18 protein-coding genes and 1 riboswitch are annotated in these 25,532 nt (G+C 39.9%); of the genes, 10 read left to right on the top strand and 8 right to left on the bottom strand.

Annotated elements, in window-relative coordinates; translation table 11 throughout:
- Positions 1-15: 15 nt before the first annotated feature.
- Positions 16-819, top strand: a complete 804-nt coding sequence (locus tag JWR87_RS07545) for a hypothetical protein (protein WP_297817759.1) — start codon at positions 16-18, stop codon at positions 817-819.
- Here the strand turns inward: JWR87_RS07545 and JWR87_RS07540 are convergent.
- Positions 792-2,057: a glycosyltransferase N-terminal domain-containing protein gene (locus JWR87_RS07540; RefSeq protein WP_297817756.1), complete on the bottom strand. Its 1,266-nt coding sequence runs from the start codon at positions 2,055-2,057 to the stop codon at positions 792-794. The two genes, JWR87_RS07545 and JWR87_RS07540, sit on opposite strands and share 28 nt — an antisense overlap.
- Before the next feature lie 95 nt (positions 2,058-2,152).
- On the opposite strand from JWR87_RS07540, the gene JWR87_RS07535 reads away from it, so the two are divergent.
- The 3 genes from JWR87_RS07535 (at position 2,153) to rfbD (ending at position 5,515) form a co-directional block, all read left to right on the top strand.
- Positions 2,153-3,283, top strand: coding sequence for a DegT/DnrJ/EryC1/StrS family aminotransferase (locus tag JWR87_RS07535; RefSeq protein ID WP_297817751.1), 1,131 nt, complete (start codon positions 2,153-2,155; stop codon positions 3,281-3,283).
- Between the two features lie 71 nt (positions 3,284-3,354).
- Positions 3,355-4,644 carry a nucleotide sugar dehydrogenase gene (locus JWR87_RS07530; RefSeq protein ID WP_297817748.1) on the top strand — a complete coding sequence of 430 codons (1,290 nt, stop codon included), beginning with the start codon at positions 3,355-3,357 and terminating at the stop codon, positions 4,642-4,644.
- Positions 4,645-4,654: 10 nt separating this feature from the next.
- Entirely contained in the window at positions 4,655-5,515 is an 861-nt protein-coding gene (gene rfbD, locus JWR87_RS07525) for a dTDP-4-dehydrorhamnose reductase (RefSeq protein WP_297817746.1), read from the top strand.
- A 231-nt stretch (positions 5,516-5,746) separates the two neighbouring features.
- Here the strand turns inward: rfbD and JWR87_RS07520 are convergent, their stop codons facing one another.
- On the bottom strand, positions 5,747-7,003 hold the full coding sequence (locus JWR87_RS07520) for a homoserine dehydrogenase (RefSeq protein WP_297817743.1): 1,257 nt from the start codon (positions 7,001-7,003) through the stop codon (positions 5,747-5,749).
- 141 nt (positions 7,004-7,144) lie between these two features.
- Positions 7,145-7,259: riboswitch (SAM riboswitch) on the bottom strand.
- Positions 7,260-7,583: 324 nt separating this feature from the next.
- Between JWR87_RS07520 and JWR87_RS07515 the strand changes: the two genes are divergently transcribed.
- The 4 genes from JWR87_RS07515 (at position 7,584) to JWR87_RS07500 (ending at position 11,204) form a co-directional block, all read left to right on the top strand.
- Entirely contained in the window at positions 7,584-8,081 is a 498-nt protein-coding gene (locus JWR87_RS07515; protein WP_297817740.1) for a hypothetical protein, read from the top strand.
- Positions 8,078-9,367 carry a glycosyltransferase family 1 protein gene (locus JWR87_RS07510; RefSeq protein ID WP_297817737.1) on the top strand — a complete coding sequence of 430 codons (1,290 nt, stop codon included), beginning with the start codon at positions 8,078-8,080 and terminating at the stop codon, positions 9,365-9,367. The genes JWR87_RS07515 and JWR87_RS07510 overlap by 4 nt, the downstream gene beginning before the upstream one ends.
- A 138-nt stretch (positions 9,368-9,505) precedes the next feature.
- Positions 9,506-10,111: an HAD family hydrolase gene (locus JWR87_RS07505; RefSeq protein WP_297817734.1), complete on the top strand. Its 606-nt coding sequence runs from the start codon at positions 9,506-9,508 to the stop codon at positions 10,109-10,111.
- Positions 10,086-11,204: a glycosyltransferase family 9 protein gene (locus JWR87_RS07500; RefSeq protein ID WP_297817732.1), complete on the top strand. Its 1,119-nt coding sequence runs from the start codon at positions 10,086-10,088 to the stop codon at positions 11,202-11,204. The genes JWR87_RS07505 and JWR87_RS07500 overlap by 26 nt, the downstream gene beginning before the upstream one ends.
- Here the strand turns inward: JWR87_RS07500 and JWR87_RS07495 are convergent.
- The 6 genes from JWR87_RS07495 to ruvA form a co-directional block, all read right to left on the bottom strand.
- Positions 11,184-12,176 (bottom strand): glycosyltransferase family 9 protein, encoded by a 993-nt coding sequence (locus tag JWR87_RS07495; RefSeq protein ID WP_297817729.1) that lies wholly within the window; start codon positions 12,174-12,176, stop codon positions 11,184-11,186. The two genes, JWR87_RS07500 and JWR87_RS07495, sit on opposite strands and share 21 nt — an antisense overlap.
- A 93-nt stretch (positions 12,177-12,269) precedes the next feature.
- On the bottom strand, positions 12,270-13,244 hold the full coding sequence (locus JWR87_RS07490; RefSeq protein ID WP_297817726.1) for a glycosyltransferase: 975 nt from the start codon (positions 13,242-13,244) through the stop codon (positions 12,270-12,272).
- Positions 13,244-14,959 carry a carbamoyltransferase C-terminal domain-containing protein gene (locus JWR87_RS07485; protein ID WP_297817723.1) on the bottom strand — a complete coding sequence of 572 codons (1,716 nt, stop codon included), beginning with the start codon at positions 14,957-14,959 and terminating at the stop codon, positions 13,244-13,246. The genes JWR87_RS07490 and JWR87_RS07485 overlap by 1 nt, the downstream gene beginning before the upstream one ends.
- Positions 14,960-15,023: 64 nt before the next feature.
- Complete coding sequence (locus JWR87_RS07480; protein WP_297817720.1) at positions 15,024-15,224, bottom strand: hypothetical protein; 201 nt, start codon at positions 15,222-15,224, stop codon at positions 15,024-15,026.
- A gap of 575 nt (positions 15,225-15,799) precedes the next feature.
- Positions 15,800-23,113, bottom strand: coding sequence for a cell surface protein SprA (sprA, locus tag JWR87_RS07475; protein WP_297817717.1), 7,314 nt, complete (start codon positions 23,111-23,113; stop codon positions 15,800-15,802).
- A gap of 34 nt (positions 23,114-23,147) precedes the next feature.
- Positions 23,148-23,732 carry a Holliday junction branch migration protein RuvA gene (gene ruvA / locus JWR87_RS07470; protein WP_297817715.1) on the bottom strand — a complete coding sequence of 195 codons (585 nt, stop codon included), beginning with the start codon at positions 23,730-23,732 and terminating at the stop codon, positions 23,148-23,150.
- Positions 23,733-23,896: 164 nt separating this feature from the next.
- Between ruvA and JWR87_RS07465 the strand changes: the two genes are divergently transcribed.
- On the top strand, positions 23,897-24,901 hold the full coding sequence (locus JWR87_RS07465) for a beta-ketoacyl-ACP synthase III (protein ID WP_297817713.1): 1,005 nt from the start codon (positions 23,897-23,899) through the stop codon (positions 24,899-24,901).
- Positions 24,902-25,071: 170 nt separating this feature from the next.
- Positions 25,072-25,532 (top strand): GNAT family N-acetyltransferase (locus JWR87_RS07460; RefSeq protein WP_297817710.1); only part of this gene is annotated, 461 nt, incomplete at its 3' end.

Raw genomic sequence — 25,532 nt, 5'->3', positions numbered from 1 at the left:
AAAGTATATTTTCCGATGGAAAGAGTGGGCGTTTTGATAAATAAATTGCAGGAGCAGCTATCGCAGAAAGCCGATATGCAAAATATGCTTGTTACGGCCCAGTTACTACATAATGAACTGCTTATTGCGGTGGACCAGTCTACTGAAATTCAAAATAAAAAAGTTTTTGTAAGTGTTCCGGGTGCTGTAGTTATAAGTCGGCCTGTTTTGCAACAGGCAGAAGTACAAGAATTATATAAGCCGGTGGCTAAGCCGGAGCCAGAGCCTGAACCGGTTGATGAACCAATGCCAGAGCCGCAATCTCCTTTACCCAAGCCTGCTCCATCGCCAACACCAAAACCCGACCCTGAGCCAATACCTCACTTTATAGAACAAAAGCCTTGGCATTCGGTATTTCCATCGCCGGAGGAGAAAACAAGTCCATGGGCTTTAGACCCGGTTTTAGAGGTGCCGACGCTGGCTCATCAACAAAAAGTTGTATTTGAGTTAAATGATTCAATGGTTGCTGAAGGAACGGTTGAATCATTGAATGACAAGCTGAAGCAACATAAAGCAGAAATGAGCTCAGTTTTGCAAGAAGCACCTATTAGGGATTTGAAAAAAGCGGTTAGTATTAATGACAGGCATCGCTTTATAAGCGAATTATTTAGGGGGGATGAAACGATGTATGAGCGATCTATAAAAACCATTAACACCTTTCACATTTTTGCAGAAGCTGAATTTTGGATTCAGCGCGAACTGAAGGTAAAGTTGGGCTGGGATACTTCGCTTGAACTTGTAAAGACTTTTGATCAGTTAGTTAAAAGACGATTTTCGTAAATGAACTGAAGTATTTTTTCGGTAGATCCCTTTTTACTATAAACATATTGAAACGCACTTTTCGCCTTTAAACTATAAGCCGAAGTCTCAGTTAATAAATTGTCGAAAATCTTTTCTAACTCCAAACCGTTTTTCGCACTAACTCCGCCGCCACTGGTAATTAATTCGATTGCTTCATTAAATTTTTTGTATTCAGGTCCGTATACTACCGGTTTGCCATAAACTGCAGCTTCAAGTACGTTGTGTACTCCATCTTTTCCAAAACCTCCACCTACGTAACAGATAGTGGCATATTTATACAAGCGGCTCAGCATGCCCACATTGTCTATTATTATAGTATTGAAACCAGCTTTAGGTGAAGCATTGTTTAGAGAGGAAAACAATATTGAACCCTTGTAGCGCTTATTGCATTCTTCCAGCCGGTCTTTTGCAATATCATGAGGTGCGATAATGAATTTTACGTGTGTTCGTGTATTTACATAACGAGCTAATTGCTTATCATCTTGCAACCACGTACTTCCTGCCACAACGACAATTGAACCTTCACAAAAACTTTCTATCAGTGAAATCGGTTGAAAGCTTTCTGCAATTTCAATTACGCGGTCGAAGCGAGTGTCGCCTGACAGGGTAACATTTCCGGTAAATCCAATTGTCGCTAGTAGCGTTACAGAGTCTTCATTTTGTACAAACAAGTGGCTAAAGCAAGCCAACATACTTCTGTGAAAACTTCCAAATCTGGAGAAAAAAGGCTGGTTTCTTCGAAAGATAGCCGAGATAAGCAATAAAGGAATTTTCCTCTTTTTTGCTTCATTCAGATAATGATACCAAAATTCGTATTTAACGAAAACAATTAGTTGCGGCCTTGCAGCATCAAAAAATTTACTGGCGTTTTGCTCGGTATCAACAGGTAAATAAAAAATATAATCGGCGCCTTCATAATTCTTTCTTACCTCGTAGCCGGAGGGCGAAAAAAATGTCAATAATATTTTATAAGAAGGGTAGTGCGATTTAAGTTTTTCCAGCAGCGGTCTTCCTTGTTCAAATTCTCCCAGTGAGGAGCAGTGCATCCAAATTATCTTGTCGTTTGCATCCATCGTGTTCTTCATTCTTACAAGCACTTGTTTACGGCCATTTACCCAAAGTCTTGCTTTCTCATTAATGGGAGAAACAAGTTTTATAGCAAAAGGATATAGCCGGGCAAAAATGTAATAAAGAAGTTTTCCCACTGTTGATCTCATGATTTCAACAAAAATAAACCTTCCCCTATTGAAAATTGGGGCAAGTGGGCTAAAAGGCTTTTTAATGTAGCTTTGCCCGCATCCAAAAATTAGATATGAGGCCAATACAAATGGTGGATACAAAGACCCAATACCTGAAAATCAAGGAACAGATTGATACCGGTATTCACCGGGTGCTTGATAGTGCTGCTTACATAAATGGCGAACCAGTACAAGCATTTGCTAAAAATCTATCCTCATATCTTAACGTAAAGCATACCATTACCTGCGGCAATGGAACAGACGCATTACAAATCGCAATGATGGCTTTGGGGCTTCAACCGGGCGATGAAGTAATTACTCCTTCATTTACTTATGTTGCAACTACTGAAGTAGTTGCCCTGCTAAGACTAAAACCTGTTTTTGTTGAAGTTGATAGAGAGACATTTAATATTGATCCCAAAGCAGTAGAAGCCGCTATAACGTTAAAAACAAAAGCGATTGTACCAGTTCATTTATATGGCCAGGCAGCTAACATGGAAGAGATTATGGCCATCGCAAATCGTCATAACTTATTTGTAGTTGAAGACAATGCACAGGCAATTGGAAGCAATTACACTTTCGCCGACGGTACAGTAAAAAAAACCGGAACTATTGGAACTGTTGGTACAACTTCCTTTTACCCCTCCAAAAACTTAGGAGCTTACGGGGATGGCGGTGCTATTTTTACCAATGATGATGTACTGGCGAAAAAATTACAGATGATCGCTAATCATGGCCAGGAAGTTCGGTATTATCATGAAATGGTAGGATGTAATTCAAGGTTAGATTCTATTCAAGCAGCGGTGCTGGATGTTAAGTTGAAATACCTTGACGAATACATTGCTGCAAGGCAAAAAGCAGCATCATTTTATGATAAAGCTTTTGAGTCTGTTGACAACATTACTGTGCCCAAAACTGCTCATTTTACAAATCACGTTTACCACCAGTACACAATATTAGTAGAAGGTATCAATAGGGATGAGCTAAGTAAATATCTTTCTTCTGTACAAATCCCTTCCATGATTTATTATCCTGTACCAGCTCACAGACAAAAAATGTTTGCAGCATTTGGTGGAGCGGATTACAAACTTCCTGTTACAGACTGGTTAACTGAAAGAGTAATTTCTTTACCAATACACACCGAATTGGATGAAGAGCAGTTACAATATATTGTTGATCACGTTCTTCGGTTTATAAACAAATAATAATAACCCACTTTAAAAATCGTTTCATTGGAGTTATGATATTTAAAACTGCTTCTTAATCTCCCTTTAAAATGTATTCATCCCTGGTAAATAAGGATGCAAAACTAGCTGTCATTGGTTTAGGATATGTTGGTCTTCCAATCGCATTAGAGTTTGCAAAAAAATTATCTGTTATAGGTTTTGATATAAACGAAGCTCGTGTACAACAGATGCAACAAGGTATTGACCCAAGTGGAGAAATGCAGGCCAAAGATTTTGAGGGCACCGATATTGTTTTTACCAACTCAGTTGACATACTTAAACAAGCCAGCTTTTTTATTGTAGCCGTACCAACTCCGGTCGATCCTCATAATGTTCCTGACCTCGGGCCCATAAAAAGGGCTTCGGAGACAATTGGTAGCGTGATTAAAAAAGGCGATTATGTTGTGTTCGAATCTACAGTTTACCCTGGTTGTACTGAAGAAGATTGTTTGCCTATAATTGAAGCGCTAAGCGGATTAAAGATTTGTGAGGATTTTAAAATTGGGTATTCTCCCGAAAGGATAAATCCGGGGGATAAGAAAAATACGCTATCAACAATTATAAAGGTGGTGTCAGGTTGCGATGAAGAGGCCAGGGAAGAAATCGCCCAATTGTACGAACTGGTAGTAAAAGTTGGTGTTCATCGGGCATCTTCAATAAAAGTGGCTGAAGCTGCAAAGATTATTGAAAATACACAACGTGATGTAAACATTGCTTTAATGAATGAACTGTCTATCATCTTTGATAGAATGGGTATTAATACCTACGAGGTGCTTGAGGCAGCAGGAACCAAATGGAATTTTCTCAAGTTCTTTCCCGGACTTGTTGGCGGACATTGTATTGGCGTTGATCCTTATTACCTCACTTATAAGGCAGCTGAATTAGGCTTTAACTCAAGGGTAATTTTGTCGGGAAGATATATTAATGACAATATGGGTAATTATGTTTCGAAGAAAGTTATTCAACATGTAATTGCTCATTCTAACAATGTAAAAGAAGCTAAGGTGCTGGTGATGGGTGCAACCTTTAAAGAAAATGTTAGCGACATTCGAAATTCGAAAGTGCTCGACGTGATTAAGACCTTAAAATCGTATTATCTAAACGTTTTTATACATGATCCTTTTGCAAACGCCACAGAACTTGAAGAGGAGTACGGTATTCACTTGACGAAGGAGTTGGACAATGACTATGATGTGGTAATGGTAAGTGTTCCTCACGAAGCATACGCCGGTTATGATGATGCTTATTTTTCTTCCATAACAAAAAGCCACGCGTTAATTGCTGATTTAAAAGGTACTTACCGCAATAAGATAACGAGCAGAAAATACTGGAGTTTATAAAAATTATACTATGGCAAAACCAATTGTGCTTGTAACAGGGCAAAACGGACAGTTAGGAAATGAGCTGAAAATTTTAGCTGGCCGATATCCTCAATTTGATTATGTTTTTACTGATGTAGCAGAGTTGGATATTGCGGACTCTGAAAAGGTGAACGCGTTTTTTATGGAGCATAAACCTGCTATTTGCATAAATGCTGCGGCATATACTGCCGTTGATAAAGCTGAAACGGAAAAGGAGTTGGCGTTAAAGATAAATGCCGATGCCGTTGGTAACCTTGCAGAAAATTGCGCTAAAACCAAAGCAAAGTTTATTCACGTTTCAACCGATTATGTTTTTGATGGAACGGCAAGTAGTCCCTATAAGGAAGATCACCCCGTTAGCCCGGTTAACTTTTATGGCGAAAGCAAGCTGAGAGGAGAGGAGATTGCAATGGAAAAACTGGCGTCGACGGTTATTATCAGAACATCGTGGGTGTATAGTTTTTTTGGGAACAACTTCGTAAAAACAATGCTTCGGCTAATGAAAGAGCGTGATAGTATAAATGTAATTAACGACCAGTTTGGCTCACCGACGTATGCAGCTGATCTGGCTGGTTGTATTATGCAACTTGCTACAATGCCAAATGTTGAAGGTGGCATTTATCATTTTGCAAATGAAGGTATTATCAGTTGGTTTGATTTCGCCGTCGCTATTCGTGACCTGTCTGGTTTAGATTGCAATGTGCAACCAACTGATACTTCGGGTTATCCGACCCCTGCTAAAAGGCCCGGGTACTCCGCTATGAACAAGGAAAAAATTAAAGCTGTAGGTATTCAATTAAAAGATTGGAAAGAGAGCTTAAGGGATTGTATAAACCTTTTGCAGCAGTAACTAATTCTAAAAGTTTGAGTTATAAACAAATGCCGGTACTTTTTGTGTACCGGCATTTGTTTGTTATAGCATCGTTGTTGCGTCGCAATCCGTTCATCATTGGTACTGCTATTTTGCTTGAGCAACATTTATTAGCCCTTTGTTGCTGCGGATAAAAAAGCACAGGTGCGACGCAACAAAAGTTTTATAGTAGCACGGCGTTGGGGTCACAAAAAAAGAATTATAAAAAACCTACACTATCCCTGCAAGCTCCAGACTTCTTTTCTTCAGCTTTAATACTTCAAAATCTTCAATAATAGGTTCAGTAGTTAAAACAAGCGAAGTTCTATTTTCTTTCCACCAAGTGTTGTCTCTTAATTCACTTACATGAAGTACACCTACTAAATATTTTCTTTCAGCTTGTGCGTGCCATTCCTCTATCCACTCAAATTTCTCACGGGGAATGTAGGCCCAGTCGTCAAAACTCACATACACTTTTACATAAAAGTCATTTGTAAGTTCGTTCGGTACATGGTGATATAGTTTCTTGTATTCGTATTTATAATCGTAGCGTAAAGCTGACAGATCACTTAACACAGCAGAGGCCGTAGGAAAACTTCCGGCACCTTTACCATAAAAAAACTGTTTATCTGCAAAACCACTTTCTATAACCACCCCATTGTATTGGTACTTTACAAATGAAAGCGCGTCATCATGCTTTACAAATTGCGGTAACACAAACGCAGCAACTTTTCCATTTTTCAATTTCTTTGCCTGGGCTACCAATTTTATATCAACCTGTTTTTCTTTGGCAACCATAGCGTCGCTTAACTGGATATTCTGAATGCCACTAAACAGGAGATTGTTCGGATTTTCGACGATACCATAGGCGTGGTTTAATAAAATGCTCCACTTATTTACGGCATCATAACCTTCTACATCGAGGGCAGGATTGCTTTCGGCAAAACCCAGTTGCTGTGCAAGCATGAGAGCTTCCTTAAAGTCGAGCCTGTCTTCAAACATTTTGGAAAGAATAAAATTGGTCGAACCATTTATAATGCCTTTTATAGAATGTAAAAGATCATTATCATAATATTCCTCCAGGTTGCGAATTACCGGAATACTAGCGCAAGCAGCCGCTTCATAAAGAAATGGTAGCCCTGTTTGCTGTTGTAATTGCAGTATCTCTGGCAAATGGTCTGCAATCATTTTTTTGCTGGCGCTTACTACCGCCTTACCATTTTTTAGCGCCATTGATACAATTTCAAAAGCAGCTTCAGGGTCATCAATAACTTCGACAATTACGTTTATATCTTCATCAAAAAGCAGTTCTTCTTTGCTTGTTGTAAAAAGCTCGGCCGGCGCATTTCTTTTTTTACCCGGATGTTTTATACAAACTTTTTTTATCTGCGCTTTTAACGACGGGGTTTGGTGAAGAACTTTATATAGTCCCTCTCCAACAACACCAAATCCAAAAATTCCAATTGTAAGACTTTTATGGGCTTCCATGCTTGCTTAAATTTTTACTTGTTACATTCTTAAAACGTAAGAACCTGGGCAAAGAAGGTTAGATAATAATAAAAAAAGCCCCCTGTAGAAAGATGAGCTTTATAGTTTCAAATCATGCAGATTATAAAACACTTTTACTCATGCTTATCTTTCCCGTTTTGCCAGGATGGAGTTGGCACCTTCTTACAAGTAGAGTGAGATGTAAGGGTTGCCAAGGCTTCAAAGGGCCATCACCCTCTGCCTTTCTTGATAAGTGTTTTAAGAACTGGTGCAAAAGTATGAGACGGAATAGCAAAAAACAAAAAAATACGAAAAGTTGAAGAAGAGCGGGCGGCATTAAGTAAAAAACTGGCACAAAAAAAACTACTTATCCACAAATCTTTATAACTCATTTTATTTCAACCATCTACATTGATGTTAACTTTTTATTAACAGCTCGAGGAAATTTTTCTACTATTTCATTTGATAAGTAGGTCTTAGACGGTGTTTAACGGCCTTTTAGTTGCATTCGCATTGAAAATCAAAATGGTATTAAAATTGAAATTCACAATTATACTAATATTAGGATTAAACAATAAATATGGTAATTGAGATAGAGCGGGGAAAAAAAGTTGAAAGTGAAAGCTGTAAAACATACACGAAATTTTTTTTAAACTATTTTAACGCTCTTCTTAAAAAAATTAATTTTTCTAAAACTGCAGGTGGCCATACATCAAAGAAAGCTGACGGGGTAGATCTTGAGTTTAAAAAAGAAATAGTCCGTAATAATTTTTTTAATCTGCCAGTTGCTTTAGATGCCTTATCAAATCTAGTTTCCTCTGCAACAGTAACGATAGCCAAGGAGTTAAAGGAAATGGTAATCACCGACAAAGAAAATAGTGTGTTTTGGTATGGTAGGCGGATCAACAATTTTTGTCACGTTTTTCTAACTTTCTCATTATCATCCTTTATAAAAACATATCCCCAAACATGGAAAACTATTTTTGTTCACTTATTTGAAAAAAGTAATTTGTTAGTAAGATCGGATAATAATACAGTATTTCCTTCACCGAAAATGCTGCAAACAACTACTATATGAAAAGAAAGATTGCATTTATCAGCGAGCACGCCTCGCCGCTAGCATCTCTTGGCGGAGTTGATAGTGGAGGTCAAAATGTTTATGTAGCAGAACTTGCCAAGCACCTTGCATCAGGGGGACACCACGTCGACATTTTTACGCGTTGGGAGGATCCTAAACTTCCCAAAGTGATCGATTGGGAAAATAACATACGCGTGATACACGTAAAAGCAGGTCCGATTGGTTTACTTCCCAAAGAGGAACTTCTGCCTTTTATGCCTGAATTTAAAGATGATATGATAGAGTTTATAACTTCTGAAAAAGGTAACTACAACCTAATTCACGCAAACTTTTTTATGTCAGGCCTGGTCGCCATGTGGATCAAAGAAGCATTAGAAATTCCTTTTGTAATAACATTCCACGCTTTAGGATTCGTTCGACAAATTTACCAGGGCAAAAGCGACAAGTTTCCTCCCGAAAGAATCGAGATCGAAAAGCAAATTGTACAGTATGCAGATGCGGTAATAGCAGAATGTCCGCAGGATAAGAGTGATTTGATTGAATATTATGATACTCCGGTGGATAAGATAACCATCATTCCTTGTGGCTTTAGTGCTAAAGAGTTTTATCCAATAAATAAGGAAATTGCCTGCACTTTAGTTGGGTTGAAAACTGATGAAAAAATTCTTTTGCAATTGGGCAGAATGGTTCCGAGAAAGGGTGTAGATAATGTTGTTCGTTCTCTTGGAAAATTGAAAAACTCGGGCATAGCATACAGGTTGGTTGTAGTTGGAGGCGAAAGCGACGATCCAAACCCAATGGCTTGTCCCGAAATTGCAAGGCTGTTACAAATAGCAAGAGCAGAAGGCGTTGAAGATATGGTGACCTTTGTAGGAAGAAAGAACCGTGAAATGCTGAAATACTATTATTGCGCGGCCGATATCTTTATCTCTACTCCCTGGTACGAACCATTTGGAATCACCCCATTAGAATCTATGGCCTGTGGTACCCCGGTTATCGGATCGAATGTTGGCGGTATCAAATACAGTGTATTAGATGGAAAGACAGGTTTTCTAGTTCCTTCGAATGATCCCGATGCGTTGGCTTCAAAAGTTCATTTGCTTATTTCCAATCCTGGGCTGCACCAGCAAATGAAAAAAGCTGCTATCCAAAGAGTGAAAGAAAATTTTACCTGGCAAAAAGTTGCCAGTCTGGTGGCTGACTTGTACAAACAAATACAGGTGCCTGCCTTGGTGTCTAAATCACGTTCACAGGAAACAATTAATAAAAAGAGCCAGGCGGCTTAGTTATTTTCTGTTACCAGCATTAGTTTTCATTGCCTCATTGTTGCGTCGCAATACGTTCATCGGCAACTCAATGTTGATGTACAGCCTTCATCGTCGAGCGGTCGGGTATCTGCAATCTCTTAATCTTATATTTGTAAGATGTATGAAAGAAAAGTTGTGTTCCTTGATAAAGATGGAACGCTTATACCAGACGTTCCTTACAATGTAAATCCTGATTTGGTGTCCCTTGAACCTGGAGTGGTTGAGGGACTGAAACTACTGAAAAAGGAGGGCTATATTTTCGTTGTTATCAGTAACCAGGCAGGCGTGGCACGAGGATACTTTCAAATAAATGAATTAGAAAAGGTCAAACAAAAAATTGACCTTTTGTTGAATACAAAAGGAATTGAAATTGAAAAATACTATTTCTGTCCCCACCATACTGATGGAAAAGTACAGGAATATACACTAGCGTGCGAATGCCGAAAACCAAAACCGGGCATGATCTTACAAGCCACAAAAGATCTCGAAATATCTGTTGTACAATCGTGGATGATAGGAGATATTCTACATGATGCCGAAGCGGGAAACCGCGCAGGGTGCAGATCAATAGTGATTAATAATGGAAATGAAACGGAATGGGTAGAAGGCCCTTTTCGTACTCCCACATATATAGCGGAAAACTTTCTGGATGCTGCTAAATTTATCTGTGCTAACTCGCATGAAACTAAAGAATTAAATGACACAAAGCTGGCAGCACTGTAAGAATATTCTTATTATTCGGGCAGACAACATGGGAGACCTCATTATGTCTACCCCAGCAATCAGGGCTATAAAAGAAACCTTTTCTTCTAAGATCACTGTTCTTACCTCTTCAATGGCGGCAGGTATAGTTCCCTCTATTCCGGAGATAGATGATGTTATTGTTTTCGATCTTCCGTGGATAAAATCAAACGAGGCAATCGCAAGCGAAGAAATTTTTGCACTGGTACAGCAACTAAAAGAAAAAAGCTTTGATGCCGCTGTAATTTTTACTGTGTTTAGTCAAAATCCTCTTCCTGCCGCCATGATTGCTTATATGGCAAATATTCCTTTACGACTTGCGTACTGCCGGGAGAACCCTTATGCTTTACTCACAAATTGGATTCCTGATAAAGAGCCTTATACTTTTATTCAACACCAGGTGGAGCGCGATTTGCAGCTCGTGAAAAGTATCGATGCAACAACCAACGATATTAATTTGGGTCTGGCCGTTCCAGAGGCAATTAACGAAGTAGTAGAAAACAAACTAAAGTACGGGGGTATAAATCCTTCTAAGCCTTGGTTAATTTTTCATGCCGGAGTGAGTGAAAAAAAGCGCGAGTATCCAATTGAGAAATGGGTAGAAGTGGCAAAAAATATGACTGCTGACAATGGATTTCAAATCTTATTTACAGGTTCGGCGTCAGAAAAGCAGACATGCAATGAATTAGCTAGACTAACAGGCGAAAATGCCTTTTGCCTTGCGGGAATATTTTCCTTACAGGAGTTCATCGCGCTTGTTAAACAAGCACGACTAGTAGTTTCCGTAAACACGGGAACAGTTCATATCGCAGCCGCAGTTGGTACTCCTGTGGTTGTTTTGTATGCTCAAACCAATCCTCAACATAAACCATGGAATGTTCCTTTAAGAGTTTTGGAATTTGGGGTAGATGCCGATAGTCGTAGCAGAAATGAGGTTATTCAATACCTGTATAAAGATGTGTATAAAGACTCCCTGCCGATACCCTGTGCAGATGAAATTGTTGCTGCCATAACTCAACTGTTAGAAGAGACTTCTTTAGAGGCGCATTCTTCTTTAAACTTTAAGGCCATTTAATAAGAGTCCTCCTAACGCTTCTTTTACCAGGTCCAGGTTTGTCGTTACAGTCCAATCAATTGTTTTATGCAATTGTTTGTTTAAAGGCCCCCATCGAAACGGTTCTCCATCAAGGCTAATGACAATACTTTTCGTTTTAAGTGCGGCAGCAATGTGAGAAACCCCTGTGCAATTGGAAACTAAAGCTGCAGCATTTTTAATTAAAACTGCCACTGCACCAAGCGATGTTTTGCCTGCTGCATTAATAGGTTTATGCTTCATTAGCTGAATTACGCTTTGTACAATATCCAGTTCGTCTTGTGTGCCTGTAATTACAACCTTTAAACCATTTTCAAAGCAAAAATCTCCGATAGCAGCAAAATTTGCAGGTGCCCATTGCCGGTTTGCACCCCTGGCTCCCGGATGAAGAATTACATATTCTTTTTCATTAACCGGCAAAGCTGCTTTTGCAAAGTCTTCTTTATCCTTTTCTGTTATAGGGAATTCAAGGTCGGGTGAAACGTCGCCAAGGCCCAGCTTTTTTATTAATTGTAAATGGCGACGCACTTCATGAATGTTGGAAGGATATTCAATGAATAGATCTTTATCAGGACAGTAATTATCAGGTGTATAAAAGCCCGCAATGTTGTTAGCGCCAAATAAGTCGACTAAGGGATTCGAGATGATGCCACTTCCCTGCATTTGCAAAGCCAAATCAAATTGCTGTTGCTGAATCAGTTTTAGAAAATCGGGAAATGCTGCGCGATTGACAGGCTGTTCTGGGAAGCCGGGGTAGCCAGGAAAAGTAATCAGCGAATCAAAATATGCAGGAAACCTTTCTATCAGCATTTTTGCCCATGGTAACCCTACCAACGTAATTTGTGCATCGGGGTATGCTTGTTTCAAAGCTCGTATTGCAGGAATCGAACAAAGCATATCTCCAATTTGCAACGCACGAAAAACAACTATTTTTTTAATTCCTGTAAGCTTCATTAATCCAAATTTTCCTGTTGGTAATCTTAAAATTATTTCAAATGCTTTTTACTTAACCCCGTTAATCGGAGTGCTAAGAAGATAGTCTTTTATTTAAAAAAATAATACCCTGTACTTCAGGCCGCCGTATAATGTCCAGTAAACAGACAAAAAAGGGATGACAACAGATGTAACAATCATTTCAAAAATGTGGCTTCCTGTTTTTCGGGTTGATGATAATCTTTTAATAGTAAATTCTGCCGTTAATAAAATCCAGCCCAATAATGCAATAAGCATCATCCACTTTAGTCCAGGGATTGCTGCAATGACAAACAAGGCGAAAAATTGAATGATAAGATAGTAACGCCATGAAGGACCGCTCTTTATTCTTTGCCTGTACAGTGTGGGGTACTTTTTATAAAGCAAGGCATTAAAGATGGTCTTCTTTTGTTCTTTTATACTTATTCCCCATGGGGCTTTTCTTACCGGATGAACAACTATTGCTTCTTCTAATTTTATAATCGGGATGCCGTGACCAATTAATTTAAAATGAAGGTCACTATCTTCTCTCCATGCTGCTTCAAACGCTTCATCAAAACCTTCTATTTTTTGTAATGCGGCTTTAGTTACCACACAGTTCGCTGTAACAAATTCACCCTTTTCAAGCCCTTTTGTATTTAATTCAAAATCTGTAGGTGGAGCGCTAACAGGCACAACCACTTTTCCCGTAAAAGCAATTTCTTTTTCTCCGTTATACTTTGCAACAATATTCTGAAGCCACCGTATGTCCGGCAAACAATCGTCGTCAGTAAAAGCAATTATAGTTCCCAGGGCATTTTTCCAACCGAGATTTCGCGCAGCGGCAGGGCCTTTTTTAATTGGTAGAGAAAGAAAGCGAATATGTTGAAGCCCTTCTATCGACGATTCTGAAACTACCTTTTCGCTTTCCCGGTCCGGTCCATCGCTTACAACAATAATTTCAAACAGCTGTTCTTGCAGCGTTTGGTTGGCCAGGCTTTTAAGACAATTTTTTAATAGGGCTGGTCTTTTATAAGTTGGAATTACTACAGAAATTTTTATGTCTTTCATTACTTTTCCAATAGAAATGAACCTATAACAAGCGCATCAAAAGGTGAACTATAAAAACATTCTACCGCATCGCGCGGAGTACAAACGATGGGTTTGCCTAAAGTATTGAATGATGTATTAACTAAGACCGGAACGCCCGTTTTCTTTTTAAAAGCTTTCAGCAGGTCATAATACAAAAGATGCTGTTGCCGGTTTATAGTTTGTATTCGTGCTGTTCCATCCACGTGTGTTACGGCCGGTATTTTGTCGGCTTTTTCTGGCCTCACTTTGTAGACGAATAACATAAAAGGGGAGTAGTCTCCATCTTCAAACCAGTCTGCTGCATCTTCCTCCAGAACTACCGGTGCAACTGGTCTGAAGTCTTCCCGGTCTTTTACTTCATTTAGCCTGCTTTGCATTTCAGCATGTATTGGTGACGCTAGTATCGACCTGCTACCCAACGATCTTGGTCCAAACTCCATTCGACCCTGAAACCACCCAACGATCTTATTTTCTGTTAAAATCTCGGCTGTTTCTTCTGCAATATTCTTCAGCTTTCGGTACCTGGCTTTTGTCCATTTCAAAAACTGCTCAATCTCGTCCTCACTATACTGTGGTCCCCAATAAGCATGGCTCATTTCAAAATCTTTAGAAGCGCTTTTTCTTGTTTTTATATCAACCCAAATGGCGGCGCCTAAAGCAGTTCCTGAGTCTCCTGCTGCCGGCTGTACCCATACATTTTTAAAAGGGCTTTTGTCTTTTATTCTTGCGTTCATTACACAATTCAATGCTACGCCCCCCGCCATACAAAGGTTTTTTTCCTTTGTATCATGGTATAACCAATTGCAAAGTTCAAGTGAGGTTTCTTCAAGTACTATCTGAAGCGAATGTGCAATATCGAAATAGTGCGCTGTAAATGCTTCATCGGGCAATCTTGCAGGTCCAAATCTTTCGGTCAGGCTTTCGTTCTTTACGGTGTATTGCCCCTTCGGTTCTAATTGAATTATTTCCCGAAAATCCTTTACAAATTTGGGCTTCCCGTACGATGCCAGTGCCATTACTTTATATTCATCTGAGCTACGTAAAAAGCCGAGATAAGAAGTGACGTTTTCATATAATAGCCCTAACGAAGACGGCATGTTTACTTGTCCAATCCTGGTTAATTCGTTTCCGTTGCCAATGTTATATGTTGTTGTTGCAATCTCGCCTCTTCCGTCTAAAGTAATAACAGCGGCATGCGAGTACGGAGAGGGATAATATGCGCTTGCAGCATGAGCTGCGTGATGCTCAACAAAATGCCATTGACTTTCACTAATATCAGCGCCTTTAAATCTTTTTTGCAAATAATGCGGATACCCGCCCGTTAACTGCAGAGGGGCATTAACTATATAGGATAAAAATAGAGGATCCCAGGGAGATAGCCATTCCTCGCCTTTCGGCGCCTTGCTTGGCTTAAGGGGTAAATTTAAAGAATTGGCGTTTGTATGTTTACCAAGAAGTAAAGACGGGTCAAACGAATAGGCGAAATGATCAACCTCGTTTAAGTGAATATTGGCTACCTCAAGACAATAATTTATAGCGTGATAGGGAAGTTCGTATGTACTAAAAGGAACAGGTCTTTTGCCGTGCTTAATATGAGTAAAGCGTTCTTCTTCGGCGGCAGCTAATAGCTTTCCATCTTTCAATATACAAGCAGCAGAGTCATGAAAAACAGCGTTAACACCTAACGTGTACATTTTTTATATTTAGTTGAAATTCAACTAAAAAAACTATTCCATTCCTTTGTGTTAGTGGCCGATTTTACCGGGCGACTTCAATTTTTAGATACTGCAAAATTTTTGTAATAACAGGCTCGGGGATTTCATAAACACTTAAGGATCGGTTGTATTCCCAGTCGCCATTTATTTTTTCAAGATAAATGGTAGGCGGGCGGTAACCGAGAATGGAGGGCCAGGTTGTTATGGAATAACAGATAATCAATGACTCACTTAACTGATGCATTGAATAAACGGTTCGCGGAAAACTTTTTGCTTGCACAGATATATATCGTAAAAAGCCCATGCTTATACCCCCCCCCCAATCTGGTGCCAAAAGTTGCTTTTGAAAAACTTTTTTTATAGTAGCTGATTTAGTGAAAAGGAAACAGAAAGAGGGGCTTTATGGATTAACGATTAGAAGTAGAGCCGAAACCCGAACCTCTGTTTAGTGTTGCTTTTATTAGATACCATATTGCTACTTTTTGCTTGCCCTGGCTTGAAAATGCTTACGAGTAAGCAATGTTTGAGTTTGCAAAATAGCATTACAAAAGATAAAAGGAGCGTCGCAAGAAAAGTTGCTATCAGTTCAACAGTTTGTATCAAAAGACTTCCAAAAAAAGAAGATTATGGCGGTGTGAAAAAATTACTTTTTTAAGTGTCTATATAGGTTTTTTTATCAACTTCAAAACTGCTGTCACCATTGTTGTGTCACACTCTTTTACTTTAATGTGTTTATTGGGCTTTTTAAAAATGCCGTAAATAAAACACCCCGGTCGCAAAGACCAGGGTGTTTCATCTATTTCATTTAAAATTATTTAGCTATTGTGCTAGTGAAACTCTAATCTGAACTCCTGCACGGGTGTTAGTTATTGGAGCAGAGGTAGAAATGTAAGGCACTACTTTTCGCTGGTCAAAATAAAACTTTATGTTTACCCGGTTGTTTAACACGTAATCAATAGAAGGTTGCAAGGTAACTACTTTTTGGCCGCCGGTACTAAAGGCGTTATCCTGGTCAAGGCGACTGTTGCTGGTTGCGTCATCACGAATACTTAAATCAAGTCTGAAATTTACGTCGTTCTGCAGCTTCTTTCCTTTTGTACCCGGTAATTTAAAAGGCAGGTTAAAGCCTCTTTTTCTGAAACTGCCACCAAATGTAATTTCGGTACTGTTTACTTCACTTAACTGGTAGTCTACCAGGCTCAAACTTAGCTGGCGGGTCTTTCTATATTGTAGGCTCGCTGTTAGCTGGCTAACAGTAGTAACGTCAATCCCAAGCAACGGGCTGAATGACTCCTGAATAGTAATATTGGGAACAAGGAAAAAAGGAACGAAGTTTCCGGAAATGGTATCTAAAAATCCGGGAGCGCTGTAGGCAAACGGGTCGGTGAAATTTAGAGCACTATTAAAACTGTTCATACCCAAACTTCCGGTATACGCATGCGTGACGCTGATGGTACTGAAAGTTTTGGCCAATGCCGGAATTCGGGTAAGGCCGGTATAAGTAACCCGCCAGTTTGGTTTTGCCTTAATGCTGGCAAACGGATTTGATTTGATATTAGGATTTGATTGCTGAATCAGCCCGACAGTTTTAGGATCCTGTCCTGAATAGGCAGCAATGAAAGCAGGTATCAAAACATCCTGGGCGTAACGGTTATAACCTTTATAAAAGCCGTCAGGATTATTGCCCAAACCTTTTTGATAAGGGTTAGCCAGCGCTAAACGTTCAGATAGAATAAGACGGTAAGCCTCAAATTGCCTGAAAGTCTGTGAAATTTCTGTTGGTTTGTTTTTAGTAAACAGCGTTTTAAAAGCGATATAAGAAACATTGAAACCGCCCGTTGCCAAAGGACTTAAATGCTCGAATTTTCCGTTTTGAGATACTGTTTTGAATAGTTCAGAATAATCCTTTGTATAGGTTTTCTCCATGTTTAAATCAACCATAAACTCCCTGATTGGTTCTACCTGCGCAGTAATGCTAACCTTTTGGTCTATGCTTTGCCGAAACATGAAGTTCAAAGTTGTATCACGTGTTATTAAACCCCTCGCTGCTTTTTGGTTCAGCCAGTTGGTGTCTGGTTGCCTTCCAAGTACAAAGTCAAGTCCGGGTGCCATCGTGTTCCAGTTTTGGCCAAGTATTCTTGTACTGTCGGTATAGCCGGGAATGCGGCTGCGATAACTTTCACCAAAGTTTACGGTTGCACGTTTTACCATCGTGAGTAACTGTCCCCCCGCTCTTGCAATTCCAGGCATTTCAACCGGTTGAGCCGCTTTTAACAGGCGTGCTGCTTTTCGCTCTTCCCGTCTTTGTTTTCTCCATTTGCGTAAGGCTACTCTTTTCTCTTTTCCAGATAAACCTTTTATTACATCCTCCCTTAACGGTAAAGTAGACACAGCAGCGGGCGCATCAGCAGGCTTCGGTTTTTGAACTGCTCTTCTATTTTGTCGCTTTGCACTTGAATCCTGCGGGTTTGATTGCTGTGGAGCAGGAGCCTGGTCTAGCGCCCTCAACCACCTGCTTTTCGCATACAGCCGTGTAAAGTCGAACTCACCATTAATGTTATTTTCCTGGCTGTTTTCAATGGTATTACCCAAGCTTATTGCAAGGCGACTGGCGCCAATCCAATTGTAGGTAGTTGTATAACTGTACCGCGCATTGATCCAGTCGGTTAGCGGTAGTTTCGTTAGCGGGAAGGTATAGCTTGCAATGGCTCTTTGCTGATACAAAGTATTACGTCCGCCTTTCATAAAGTTTGTGCGGACAGTATCTTTTTTTAACCTGGTGTCAAGTGAACCCATAGGTTCGTCAATGCGGGCATTATTAACCGCAGAAAAATCAATATTTAATGATTTGGTTAAATCCCAACGCAAATTATAATACCTGTCAAAAGTGAAAAACTTATCAAAAGTAGTATCAACCCTATCTACCTTATTATCGAAACTATTTACAATTCTGGGTACAAACGTTCCAAACTGCCGGTTTACGTCTGCTCTAAAACTTAATAGGGAAGGCTGGGGGTTTAAGTTAAAATCACGCACCAAAGCATACCACGGCGACTTTGATTTTATGATCTTTTTAAACGGCTCGAAATACTGCGGTTGTTTATTGTAAGTATAACCTAGCCCACCTCTGTGCTTAGCAACATCATTCTTAAGAATAAGAGGGTTAGTTTGTTCGTATTTGATGTACGAATAGCTAAAGTCGAAATTACTGATGCTCCAAATTTTGGTTTTGCCGGTTGGCATTACCCGCATATTAGTGAAGTTGACTGTTTTAATAGTTGTTTTATCAATCGCTGCATTTTTAGAATTAGTTCTGTCTTTTCCTGAAAGTCCATTCAATTTGTCTTTAAGTCGAATGTCCAGATCGTACGGGTCATACTCAGGTGTAGTTACAGTTTGATTGATACTGGCATAAAGAGGAATGGAGATACCGAGTTTTTTTGGTAGCAGCTTACCCATTTCGAGGTTAGCGGCAACATCGTATTGCATAAAGTTTTCGCGGGCTCTTTCATTCACTCTCTGTTCAAGTGTACCAAAACCGGTTGTATGCGTACTTCCCGAAATAGCGACGGTTCCAAGGTCAGCCAGAGCAATGTCAACACGACCAGTGGCGGCATAGCCTCCTTTTTCATTTAGTTTTGATAAGCGAAGTTCATTTACCCAAACCTCTGCCGAGGCAGGGATACCGTCTGACGATTGCGAATTCTCTACGCCTATTAAAAATGCCTGTACTTCACCCAAATTTGGATTGCCCTTAATTGCATACTTTTTATTACCAACCGTTTCCTGGTAATAATTAGCAATATTCATCGATCTGCTATTTCGCCTCATTTTTAGTTGAACAAGATCCTGGATATTGAAATCTAAATTATTACTGTCGGGCCACACCCTTCGCTGCCCTGCCTCTGTATTCGGATAATTGCCGGGAGGGGTAACCCGAAGCGGAATTTTTATTTCATAATAGTTATTCAAGAAATCGCTTCCTATACGGATGACCGCATTAAGCTGGTTGTTGTTTATAGGTTGAGCAATGGTAGAAGGTGCACTTTCAGCATGAACAAACATGTGTAAATTTCCATATTGACGCATGTCGAGGTTCATTGTTTTAAAAACGGCTCTTACATCGTTTGTTGCAAGATTGCGAATTTGAAAACTCATGGCTTGCTCATTCTGCAAAAGATTAATTCCGTTATTACTTAGTTGCTGAACTCTTTCTATGCCGGGAGGAATTAAATAGTTAACAGGTTGTCTTTTACTGTTTTCTTCCACGTTTACTGCAAGCACATTAAAAGTAGTATTGCCCCCTCTTGGTTGCGCAACGTAGTTGCCTGTAGTGTCTAATTTAAAAGCAAAGTTTCTCCACTGGTTACGAACGAGGTCAAGGCGAGCAAAACGAAGCACCACAGAGTCCTCGAAGTCGGTCAGAAACATCCTGACAAAACGAATAGATTTAAAGTCTGGAATATTTCCTACTTTTTTCTCGTAGTCGGCAATGGGTACTCTAAACAAATACCAGTTTTCATTTTTCGAAGAACCGTCTGCGTACCGTACTGGTATCACCTGTCGATCGGTAATGTATTTTGTATTACCTACGTCCATTCCTGGTCTAAGGTCTATCGCATACTGATAGTATTCTTCTGTTTCGTTAAGTGTATTGTCGCGGTTCAAATCTTCATTGTCGGGATACAAGGTAGCAGCGGGGCTAAATTGAGAATTACCGGTGGCTATTGGCGAGTTGCCCTGGGGATTATTGAAGTTCTTATATCTTCCCAGAATACCAGTGTTGGTGGCATCATAAGAGTTGTCGCGATACCATTTATAGTTGTCGTTCGAAGGATCTTGCTGGGCTCTTGCATACAGGGCAGAACCAGGGCCAAAATTGGCGCTGATATTATTTAAATAAGCAGCTCTTTTTGCCGCTTCACCAGCATCATCTAATCCATCAAACCCAACATCCTGAAAAGGACGATCAGCAGGATCGTTGCTAAATGCCTGGGTAACCTGGATTGGGTTTACAGGTGTTCTACCCCAGGTTGTACTATTATCTACAGCCGAAGGCTGATTTGGCGAGTTGAGGCCATTCTCGTAGAACCGACGACTGTCTTTCAATACATCTTCACTTATCGAGCCCAGGTTCAGGTACAATTTACCACCTGTGCTATTTGGCTTTTTAATAAAAGGATCCTGTACCCAAAACTCAACGAATTCTACGTTACTTGTTTCAAAGTCAGTCTGGTCGATCGACCTCATAATACCACCCCAACGCTGACGGGGATTTTTTAATTTACCACTTGCCTCTACTTGCGTTTGATCGCTTACGAAATTATAAGGACCTATATCAGTGGGATAATAGGCAAGGTCAAAAGTCACCAACTGGTTTTCGCCAAGATTGTTTGTACGCTGCGGATATAGTTCCTGGTTAAAAACAGCCCTTACCCGGGGATCGCTTAATTCAGCTACATTTCTCCTAAGCGGATTGTTTACACTGTTTCTATCCTGTAGAATTGGCTCAATATTATACCATGCTAATTTTGCCCTGTTGAAGTTGTAAGGCAGGGAGTCTGTTAAACCGGCTTCTGGAAATAAGTTGTTGCCTTGCGGCGTGCTTGCCAGGGCCCATGATATAAAAGGGAAACGAAGGTCAATATTGTTTCGGGTTCCTTCAAAATCATCCACATAAATCAATCCACTGCTACCCGATCCAATTTGGCGCGGATGGCCTGGTTTCAGAAAAGCTGCCTCGCCATAAGCATTGATGGTAGACATGGTATTACTCTGGTAAAAAGGAAGTTTATTCAAAAGCCGTGTAAGGCTGGGCGACTCTGTGCGATAATTGAAATCGACTCCATACATCGTGTTTCGGATAGGGTCTTCTCCGTAATTCATCTTTGTAAAAAACGGGCGTTCTGAGAGGCGTGCCATCGTTGCCCCTAAAGCCAGTTTCTTATTAGCCACGTAGTCTGCTCGTAAGCCTAAAAAGCTTCTCTGTTGTATGCCGAATCCGGCATTATTTTCAAACTGCACATTTACCGGAATGCCGCTGTTTAAAATTGCTCCGTTTAATATTTTTACCGTTCCGAGATTATAATCTATGCTGTAGTCAAAACCTTCTCTTAGTATTTGCCCCCCTGCTGTTACCGTAACCGAGCCGGGAGGAACGTTGAAAGCACCAAGGTAAATTTCAGAAGATGAACTGCCTTTTCCTGCTCCCTGCATAACGTATCGGTTGAGGTTGGCGTACGTTTGGGCAATTGCTTTTATTGAGTCGTATAACTGTCGATAAACATACTTATTTTTTAATGTATCTGAGGCGCCGGTGAAAGCAAGCCTTTCGAGATCGCGTCCAAAAGGCTCTAATACAGGGAATATTATTTTTCCTTGTTGCGAGAGCACAGTAAAACCTTCCACATAATCAAAAACACCATCAGGCAGCGGATCGTTTTGATTGTTTAACCGGTCAAGGTTTAGGATACGAAGCAGCGTTCTTCCTTCCACTGAAGCTGCCGATTCTGGTAAATATCTTTTTAAACCTCCGCTTGGTTCCTGGTATAAGATATTCAGTTTAAAATCCTGCCTTTGAATGCCGGGAAGATCTAACGAATACACATTCTTCATCATCCATCTCCAAATGGGCAACAGGGGGCGTTGAGAAGTGGCTTTCAATAATTTCAGCAATAATACTTTTTGCACGCCCTGGGTAGAGTCTAAAGCCACATCCTGTGAAAACTCACCCACCTGGAAGACTCTTCCGTTAAACGTGTACTGGTAAGCCACCCCCAAAACCTCGTCTGACTGCAATTGCTGGTTTAGGGAAACAAAGCCTATTTGAGGATTGAAGTAATATTCGTTAGGACTTAATTTTCGCGCAAACGTTTTTTCATAATCTTCCACTGGCCGTAACCCAATTCCCATTAGGTTAGCACTAATGGTAACTGGGTTTCTGATACCCTGTTGATTTATTAACGTCGTATACAAACTATTTGCGCCATTTGCAGGAAGACCGCCATTACCCTGGAAGCGGGTATTGAAGGGTGTACCTTCTCCCAGGTCCATTAAGCCAACCACATCTCTTGTATCGGTTGTTGCGCCGGTTCGGTTTGTTACCCATACCTCCATTCTTAAAATTTGCACCTGGGTGGTTACTACCGGCAAATTTTGCATGGCTGTATTGTAGTTGGCCCTGAAATAGTCTCCCAGAAGAAAGTGCCGGTTTTCTTCGTAGTCGTCTAATTTTTTATTGAACGTGGAAGTTGCGGCTCCACCTTGTAAAGCAAGTGATTGTCGTTGTGCCTTTTGAGTTGCAATAACACCTGATAAAAACAACTTACCAAATTGTAATTGTGTTTTTAACCCAAATAAACTCTGGGCACTTGGAATAAGGGTTCCTTTTGAGGTAAATGAAACGTTTCCTGCTTCAATAGATTTAATGATCTCATCATCCATTCCTTTGTAGTCCAGCTTTAACTGGTTTTCAAAGTCGAAATTGGCAAGGGTATTATAGTTAATCGGAAGCTTTAACTTATCCCCGATGTTGGCAATCACATTAATATTCGAATTCATATTAAAGTCGAAGCCACCATTTCTTCGGGCGCTTTCAGGAAGCGTTGGGTTTTTTATGTTCTGTCCTTCATATCCTGCGGTAATGTCTACATTTCCTTGTGGGCGAATATCTACTTTAAGACCATTAGGCCCTACTCCAAAAATGCGATCAAATAATTTGTCGTAGGTTCTAAGCTTAGGCCGTTCAACTTTCCTGTTTAATACACTTAAAGTATTCGCCCTTTTTCTAAAATATTCACTTTCTGACTGCCGTGCTTTGAAACGCATCATCTCCTCGAAAGTGAGGTAAGTAGGCGTTCTATAGTAAGAACTCCCTATTTTTTCTACTATGTAATACTGCTTTGTTTTAGGGTCGTATTGAATGTCCCTTTTTATGTAAGCTGTATCAGAAAGATTGAAAGGATTATTTGAATTGTAGGTAAATGGATCTCCAACTCTGTCACTTATAGGAAAGCGGGTTGTATCTCTAGAAGTGGAACGGCTTGTATCTTGTGCATAGGAACAGGTTACCCCAAAAGCAGATAGAATAATGGAAACTGTTAAAGAAAATTTGTAATAATAACGTATCGACACCGAGGGCTGTTTAAAGTACAATTCTCTCTATAGGCTATATATTTTTCAGGGCTTTTTTTATGAGGTCTTCTAATTGAATGCTGGTGCCATTTGCTTCAATAACGTTTTTTAATGCCTTTTCTGCGTTTAGCTTGGGAATTCCTAAAGAAACTAGTGCATTCAATGCATCCATTTCCACTTTGTTAGATCCGGAAGAAGTAAGAATAATTTCATTCAGGTTCTTACTCAATTTGTCTTTTAATTCTAAACACAGCCTTTCTGCTGTTTTTCTGCCTATTCCTTTGATGCTTTCCAGTAGTCTTGCATTGCTTTGCACAATTGCTTTTATAATTTCATCAGGCTTCATTCCAGACAACATCATTCTTGCCGTTGCTGCACCAACTCCAGAAACACTTATCAGTTGTGTGAAAAGTTCTTTTTCAGACAACTCTGCAAACCCATACAGGGTCTGGTTGTTTTCAGTAATATGAACATAGGTAAACAATTGACCGCTATCCTGGTTGCTGATAGCAGAGTAAGTATTTAAACTAACCTGGCATTCGTAGCCAACACCATTCACATCAACAATAACCTGGGCAGGATTCTTAACCACAAACTTTCCTCTAACAAACGCAATCACATGTAATTATTTAACCGGGTTTCAAAAATATAAGATGAAAGGCGAAGTACAAATATTATTTTAGTTATGTTTCTACCTCCAAAAGCCTCAAACTTTGCCGCTTTTACTATTCAAGAATAAACAATTACTTTTATCCCCCGAATTAAATAATACTAAAGCAATAAATGGCACAAAAAATTAGCGCAGCAATTACCGGTGTGGGCGGATATGTTCCTGAATACAGATTGACTAATAAAGAGCTTGAAACACTTGTAGACACAAATGATGAATGGATAAAATCAAGAACAGGTGTCGAAGAAAGAAGAATATTGAAAGGCGAAGGAAAAGCAACGTCAGACCTCGGAGCGCCTGCTGTTCTGAATTTATGTGAAAAGAGAGGTATTGATCCGCTTGAAATTGACGTAATTATTTGCTGCACTGTTACTGCCGACATGTTATTTCCTGCTACGGCAAACATCATAAGTGAAAAAATAGGTGCTAAAAATGCCTTCAGCTTTGATTTGGGAGCAGCATGTTCAGGATTTTTATTCGGATTGACAATGGGTGCTTCGCTGATTGAAAGCGGACGATATAAAAAAGTAGTTGTGGTTGGGGCAGATAAAATGAGTGCAATTGTGGATTACAGCGACAGAACGACCTGTATATTATTTGGAGATGGTGCCGGCGCAGTACTGCTTGAGCCCAGTGAAGAAGGTTTCGGGGTTTTAGACAGCAACTTAAAAACAGATGGAAGCGGAGAAAAATATCTTAACATGAAAGCCGGTGGATCGAGAAAACCAGCTTCAGCAGAAACACTGGCAGCAAAAGAGCATTACATCTACCAGGAGGGCCAGTCGGTTTTTAAGTTTGCTGTAGTGGGAATGGCCGATGTTGCTTACGAACTTCTTCAAAGAAACAATCTTACCGGTGACGACATAGCATGGCTGGTTCCCCACCAGGCAAATAAAAGAATTATAGATGCAACTGCTAACCGTATGGGCATACCGTCTGAAAAAGTGATGCTTAACATTATGCGTTATGGTAACACCACTTCAGCAACTATTCCGTTGTGCTTGTGGGAGTGGGAAAACAAGTTAAAAAAAGGTGACAACCTTGTACTTGCCGCTTTTGGTGGTGGTTTTACGTGGGGTGCTACTCTTGTAAAGTGGGCCTACGATGCTAAGAGTTAACCAGGTTTTCCTTTTTTTAAAAGCTATAAAATATTGAGCCGCAAGACCATTTCTTTGCGGCCTTTTTATTTTAAGAAACTTTCGTTAGTTCTTTTTTAGCCAACTTTTGTCCTCACTTTAAACATTGTTGTGTCACACCCGTGTGCTGCAAATCTTTGCGCAGCAAACAAATGCTTTATGCTTACCATGTACGATTTCTTACTTCTGAACGTGCTAACATTGCCTCTTTAGCATACATTACTGCAACGAGGCATTTTCACTGTGGCAATAACGTATTTTTGAAGCTTCAGGTAATAATTGCAAAAAAAATGAAACACGGAATGGATAATGTTTTAATCAGGAAAGCAGTAAAAGAAGATTGTTCAAGAATTTTAGAGTTGATACACGAATTAGCCGTGTTTGAAAAAGCCCCGGATGAAGTAACTGTTTCACTACAACATTTTGAGGAAAGTGGTTTTGGTAAAGCACCTGTTTGGTGGGGTTTTGTTGCAGAAGCCAATGGTTTTGTTCAGGCTTTTGCCCTCTATTACATCAGGTATAGTACGTGGAAAGGGCAAAGAATGTATTTAGAAGATCTTTTGGTTACAGAAGAACTGAGAGGTAAAGGAATAGGCACTTTACTTTTTGATGA

The organism is Segetibacter sp. (assembly GCF_025963695.1).
In the GTDB taxonomy this organism is placed as follows: domain Bacteria; phylum Bacteroidota; class Bacteroidia; order Chitinophagales; family Chitinophagaceae; genus Segetibacter.
This window is presented reverse-complemented; position numbering and strand designations above follow the sequence as displayed.

Bases quoted from the DNA above. Each gene is read 5' to 3' on its own strand.
- JWR87_RS07545 (WP_297817759.1), top strand. From the start codon at position 16: ATGGAAAGAGTGGGCGTTTTGATAAATAAATTGCAGGAGCAGCTATCG.
- JWR87_RS07530 (WP_297817748.1), top strand. From the start codon at position 3,355: ATGTATTCATCCCTGGTAAATAAGGATGCAAAACTAGCTGTCATTGGT.
- JWR87_RS07520 (WP_297817743.1), bottom strand. From the start codon at position 7,003: ATGGAAGCCCATAAAAGTCTTACAATTGGAATTTTTGGATTTGGTGTT.
- JWR87_RS07485 (WP_297817723.1), bottom strand. From the start codon at position 14,959: ATGTACACGTTAGGTGTTAACGCTGTTTTTCATGACTCTGCTGCTTGT.
- JWR87_RS07495 (WP_297817729.1), bottom strand. From the start codon at position 12,176: ATGAAGCTTACAGGAATTAAAAAAATAGTTGTTTTTCGTGCGTTGCAA.
- JWR87_RS07500 (WP_297817732.1), top strand. From the start codon at position 10,086: ATGACACAAAGCTGGCAGCACTGTAAGAATATTCTTATTATTCGGGCA.
- JWR87_RS07505 (WP_297817734.1), top strand. From the start codon at position 9,506: ATGTATGAAAGAAAAGTTGTGTTCCTTGATAAAGATGGAACGCTTATA.
- JWR87_RS07515 (WP_297817740.1), top strand. From the start codon at position 7,584: ATGGTAATTGAGATAGAGCGGGGAAAAAAAGTTGAAAGTGAAAGCTGT.
- JWR87_RS07465 (WP_297817713.1), top strand. From the start codon at position 23,897: ATGGCACAAAAAATTAGCGCAGCAATTACCGGTGTGGGCGGATATGTT.
- JWR87_RS07535 (WP_297817751.1), top strand. From the start codon at position 2,153: ATGAGGCCAATACAAATGGTGGATACAAAGACCCAATACCTGAAAATC.
- JWR87_RS07480 (WP_297817720.1), bottom strand. From the start codon at position 15,224: ATGCATCAGTTAAGTGAGTCATTGATTATCTGTTATTCCATAACAACC.
- JWR87_RS07490 (WP_297817726.1), bottom strand. From the start codon at position 13,244: ATGAAAGACATAAAAATTTCTGTAGTAATTCCAACTTATAAAAGACCA.
- JWR87_RS07540 (WP_297817756.1), bottom strand. From the start codon at position 2,057: ATGAGATCAACAGTGGGAAAACTTCTTTATTACATTTTTGCCCGGCTA.
- rfbD (WP_297817746.1), top strand. From the start codon at position 4,655: ATGGCAAAACCAATTGTGCTTGTAACAGGGCAAAACGGACAGTTAGGA.
- JWR87_RS07510 (WP_297817737.1), top strand. From the start codon at position 8,078: ATGAAAAGAAAGATTGCATTTATCAGCGAGCACGCCTCGCCGCTAGCA.